General features: G+C 58.5%; 4 protein-coding genes and 1 pseudogene. 4 read left to right on the forward strand and 1 reads right to left on the reverse strand.

Features of this window, described 5'->3' with window-relative positions; genetic code table 11:
- On the forward strand, positions 1-303 hold a 303-nt coding region (locus AC0L23_RS39640; protein WP_473358390.1), incomplete at its 5' end, for a recombinase family protein.
- Between the two features lie 225 nt (positions 304-528).
- Here AC0L23_RS39640 and AC0L23_RS39645 read toward each other — a convergent pair.
- On the reverse strand, positions 529-1,431 hold the full coding sequence (locus tag AC0L23_RS39645) for a recombinase family protein (RefSeq protein WP_473358391.1): 903 nt from the start codon (positions 1,429-1,431) through the stop codon (positions 529-531).
- Positions 1,432-1,771: 340 nt separating this feature from the next.
- On the opposite strand from AC0L23_RS39645, the gene AC0L23_RS39650 reads away from it, so the two are divergent.
- From AC0L23_RS39650 to AC0L23_RS39660, 3 genes and pseudogenes are all read left to right on the forward strand, one after another.
- A complete protein-coding gene (locus AC0L23_RS39650) occupies positions 1,772-2,806 on the forward strand; it encodes a calcium:cation antiporter (RefSeq protein ID WP_473358392.1) in 1,035 nt (344 codons plus the stop codon).
- 103 nt (positions 2,807-2,909) lie between these two features.
- Entirely contained in the window at positions 2,910-4,097 is a 1,188-nt protein-coding gene (locus tag AC0L23_RS39655) for a cation:proton antiporter (RefSeq protein WP_473358393.1), read from the forward strand.
- Positions 4,098-4,283: 186 nt separating this feature from the next.
- Positions 4,284-4,482 (forward strand): annotated as a pseudogene (locus AC0L23_RS39660) (transposase); the annotation flags it as partial.

Genomic DNA, 4,482 nt, shown 5'->3' on the forward strand with positions numbered 1-4,482 from the left:
ACGGGTGGGCGACTTCAAATCGGAATGGTGGGCGAGATCATCTCGGAATCCTGGGCGACATCGATCGGAATCCGCACCCTGGGTAACCCCAAGCTCCACGTAGCGCGCAAGGGAGCCGTTGCTGCCGTGAAGGCAGAGGCTGACCGCTGTGCCGCGAACGTGCTGCCGATCATCCGCGAGGCACAGAAGGCGGGTGCGAGCAACGCTCAGGCAGCGGAGGCATTGAATGCGCGCGGTATCCCTACGGCACGCCGTGGGCGGTGGCACGCCCAGTCGGTAGCGAACGTCCTTGAGCGGGCATAGGGAGCGGCCACGATGTCACTGCTTGGAACGGTACTGGTGCTGCTCTCCACACTCCTCACTGCGCTCCAGGTCTCAAAGGGTCCAAGCGTGCTCCTCATCGTCGGCCTGTGGCTGAATAGAACGTAGGAAGGCGGTCGCTTCGAGCCAAAAAGATGTTGCCTTGTCTGTCGCTTGTGACTTCATCATAGTGATAGAAGAGACCTTGAAATGGCCATAGGCCTCAACTCAGGTAGTTGAGATGCCCCTGTAGATGGCGCCGTCCCACAAACGCAGCTCGTAGAATCGTCCTTTAACGTCGCGTCGAACAGCTGCATCCGCCAGGCGATTCCCCGGGGTAGACCCGCTGCTTGAAAGCGTGAGCTGCGTCACGATCCTTCTGAGACTTAGGGCGATGGAGTAACGAGCGACGTAAAGGTCGCCGTCGTCGCCCAAGCGGACGATCTCTCCAACCAGATTTCGAAGCTCGTCCTTCCGCGATGGCTCGGCTGAGTCCAGGAGCGCAGGGTGGGCCAAAAACTGTAAAACGTTTGCTTCGAAATCTTGGTAGGACCATGCCGTTCTCGTGCACCCGTTTTCATCTAGCACCTTCGCGCAGACCAGGCTCTTGTAAGGGTGACTACTAAGAAACCGGACTTCGCTCCCGCAGTAAGCGCATGTGGTAAGTCCGTCGAACAGATTTGCTAAATTGTTGCCCTTTCGCCCGCGGTTGGTGATCAGATTTTGCTGCCGGGCGGCCTGAGCTTTTTGGAAGGTATCTTCGTCTATTACGGCCGGATAGTAGTTCGGCACGGGCGGACCATTCGGAATTCCCTTGCTTCGGCCGCCGGCATAACTCTTCGGCTGATACTCCCCTAAGACGGCGCGGTTGCGAAGCATGCTATCTATCGTGGTGTGGTCCCACTTGGGCGACGATCCGAACGGAGGGATGCCCTGCTTCTCGAGACAGTTGGTTATTGCGTAGCTGCCCAGCCCCCCAATCGAAAGTTCAAAGATCTTTCGAATTACCTCGGCTCGATCCTCGAGATAGACGAAGCTCCTGCGGTCCTCGCTCAGTTCGAGCCAGCTCGGACACGCGGAAATTTTCTTGCTCTGTGTGATCGTCATAGGAGTGAAGCCATTTTCCATCATCAGTTTATCTCGAGAGCAGAAAGTCGGGCGAAATGTGGCCGGCCGCAAGGCAGATCGAGCTGGTTCCGATCGCTAGTGCAACATGTGGCGTCTGGCCGAGCCGAGCGCGCATTGGGAGCACTAGCACGAGTATGACGCGATCGGACGTCTCAGCCGAAACTGCATAGTTTTCGTGGAAATATCAATCACGATCCAGAACAGCCCAGCTGGGTGCGGCGGAGAACCGGATGCGTGTTAATGGCCAGATCCAGAGCAACCATCAGCGAATATTGCTTTCTGACGCGGGCTGCGCGTCATGACTGTAGCGAGTACGCCGCGGTGGAGCTGGGCTTGGCCCGCGATGGCGTGGCTGCTGCTCGTGATGATCCCCTTCATCGGTACCGGGGTCATCGTCGGTGGACTCGCCGGAGCCGTGTTGCTGGGTACCGTTTTTGCAGCCGTTTACCATGCCGAGGTGGTTGCCCATCGTGTCGGTGAGCCGTTTGGAACGCTTGTTCTTGCATTGGCCGTGACAGTGATTGAAACGGCCCTGATCGTTTCGGTTATGGTCGCAGCGCCAGCTGAGAAAGCGGCGTTAGCTCGTGACACCGTCTTTGCTGCCGTCATGATCGTGTGCAATGGCATCGTAGGCACGTGTCTATTGTGGGGCGGCATTCGTCACCATGAGCAGGGATTCCAGGCTCAGGGTGCCAGTGCGGCCATGGCGGTTCTCGTCGCGCTCACCGGCCTGACGATGATTCTTCCGAATCTCGCGGCGCAGGAACTCGGCCCCTTGTACAATACGCCGCAACTCATCTTCGCCGGACTTGTATCGCTGGTGCTTTACTTCGCGTTCGTCTTCATCCAGACGGTACGCCACCGTCATTATTTTCTGCCGGTCAAGCCACCGAGCAACGACGGCCATGTAGCGCTGCCCGACAATAGAACGACCGCGCTAAGTGCAGGGATTCTGCTGGCTTCGCTTGCCGCTGTGGTCGCTCTCGGCAAGGTTCTGACGCCTCCGATCGAGCGGGGAATAAGTTATCTCCAGGTGCCGGAATCGGTCGTCGGCATCATCATCGCTCTGCTGGTTCTGCTGCCGGAAGCGGGAGCAGCAATCAAGGCGGCGCGAAACGACAGACTGCAGACCAGCCTGAACTTGGCGCTCGGCTCGGCGCTCGCTACGATCGGTCTCACGATCCCCGCGGTAGCGGCAGTTTCAATTGTGCTCGGTTATCGTCTGGAGCTTGGACTGGATGCCAAGGAGCAGGGGCTTCTCGCCCTGACTTTGCTTCTCGGCGTCATCACCTTAGGCACGGGTCGAACAACGGTGCTTCAGGGAGTCGTGCATCTCGTCATGTTTGCCGCGTATATATTTTTCGCCGTGGTGCCATGATGAAACGCGGTCCTTCCGATCTATTCTCCATTCGATCATTGCAGAGCGACGCGTTTTCCTGGCCCCTATGGCTTGGCAGGGTAAACAATCATTAGGACCTGCGATGTTGGCTGACACTCATTCGCCTGTCCTTCTGGTTCTGGTCATGGCGGTCGCCGGACCGCTGCTTGCTGAGCTTCCGATCGGATTTCGCATTCCGGCGGTAGTGCTTGAAGTCGTGTTAGGTGTCATCATTGGCCCGCAAGTTCTTGGCTGGGTGCGATTCGACGGCGTCTTGGCCTCTATGTTCGCCTTCGGAATGGCGGCCACGCTCTTCATGGCGGGCATGGAGCTCGAGTTCGAAAGAATTCGCGGACGGCCCTTATTGCTCGCGGTGGGCGGGTGGGGAATGTCAGTCTTGCTTGCGGTGTCCGCGGCAGCCATCCTTCGTGCGAGTTCGCTCCATGATCCTATGATCGTGGCATTGGCTCTCGCCACAACTGCGCTGGGTACGCTGCTACCCATTTTGCGTGATGCAAATCAACTCGACACACCGTTCGGGCGCTTTTTCATCGCCGCAGGGACAATGGGCGAACTAGGACCGATTGTCGCAATGTCCTTGCTGCTTAGCCAGCAGTACACGACTGTCCAGGAGTTTGGTTTCCTGGTGGCATTCCTTGTGGTCGTAGTTTTGGCGGCCGCAATCAGCTTGGGGCTACGTCCGCCCCGTGTTGTCGCCCTCTTGGCTCGCTCGCTGCATGGGAGCTCCCAGCTTCCAGTTCGCATTACTCTGCTACTGTTTGCCGCCTTCTTCGTTCTGTCGGAGCGCTTCGGGTTCGAGAGCATATTGGGAGCCTTTGCTGCGGGGTTGGTCGTGGGGCTGGGTACCCAAGGGCCGGACGGAAAAGCACCGCGGATGAAAATTGACGCGATCTTCTTCGGGTGGTTCATCCCGTTCTTTTTCGTCGGCACGGGTATAAAATTTGATCTCGCCTCGATAACCGGCAGCGTCGTCACGATGTTGCTAGTACCGGTCGCGCTCGCCCTTTTTCTGCTGGTGCGGGGTGCGCCGGTGTTTCTGTATCGCAGGGATCTCAAGCCCGCAGAACGGATACCCTTCGCCCTTTACAGTTCGGTCGCCTCGCTTTCCTTGGTCGTGGTCATCACCGAGATCGCCGTTCGTGCAAAAACCATGAGCCAGCAGACGGGCTCCGTGCTGGTCGGAGCTGCAGTCTTGTCGGTGTTGCTGTTCCCCACTATCGCCGGGCACCTTCTTCATAGGCGGCCCGACGAGCCGCCCAGGCGCCGCTAAAGGCCTGCACCGGCGACTTGACTGGCGACGATGTGAACCCGTCGTCATTGCGCTGCGGACGCGCGGCATAGAGGTGACAACGTTGCACAGCCACATCCTGGATGAATAGCCGCGGCCTTCTTCATGCACTTGTGAGCCGAGGATCATGCCATCAATTCGCTGGAGACCTGAGCGGCGCCTATGCCGACAGATCCATTGCTTGTTGTGGGCATCGATGACTGGGCGTTCCGGAGAAGCCATCGATACGGGACGATCGTGTGCGATTTGGAGCGCCGGCGGATCGTTACCCTGCTGCCCGACAGGGAAATTGCGACCGTTCGGGCGTGGCTATCGAAGCACCCAGCGATCAACATTGTGTCGCGAGATCGCGGTGGTGGATACGGCG

The organism is Bradyrhizobium sp. MI1.4, assembly GCF_055811315.1.

Coding starts and splice junctions, on each gene's coding strand:
- AC0L23_RS39645 (WP_473358391.1), bottom strand. CDS start 1,431: ATGATGGAAAATGGCTTCACTCCTATGACGATCACACAGAGCAAGAAA.
- AC0L23_RS39650 (WP_473358392.1), top strand. CDS start 1,772: ATGGCGTGGCTGCTGCTCGTGATGATCCCCTTCATCGGTACCGGGGTC.
- AC0L23_RS39655 (WP_473358393.1), top strand. CDS start 2,910: ATGTTGGCTGACACTCATTCGCCTGTCCTTCTGGTTCTGGTCATGGCG.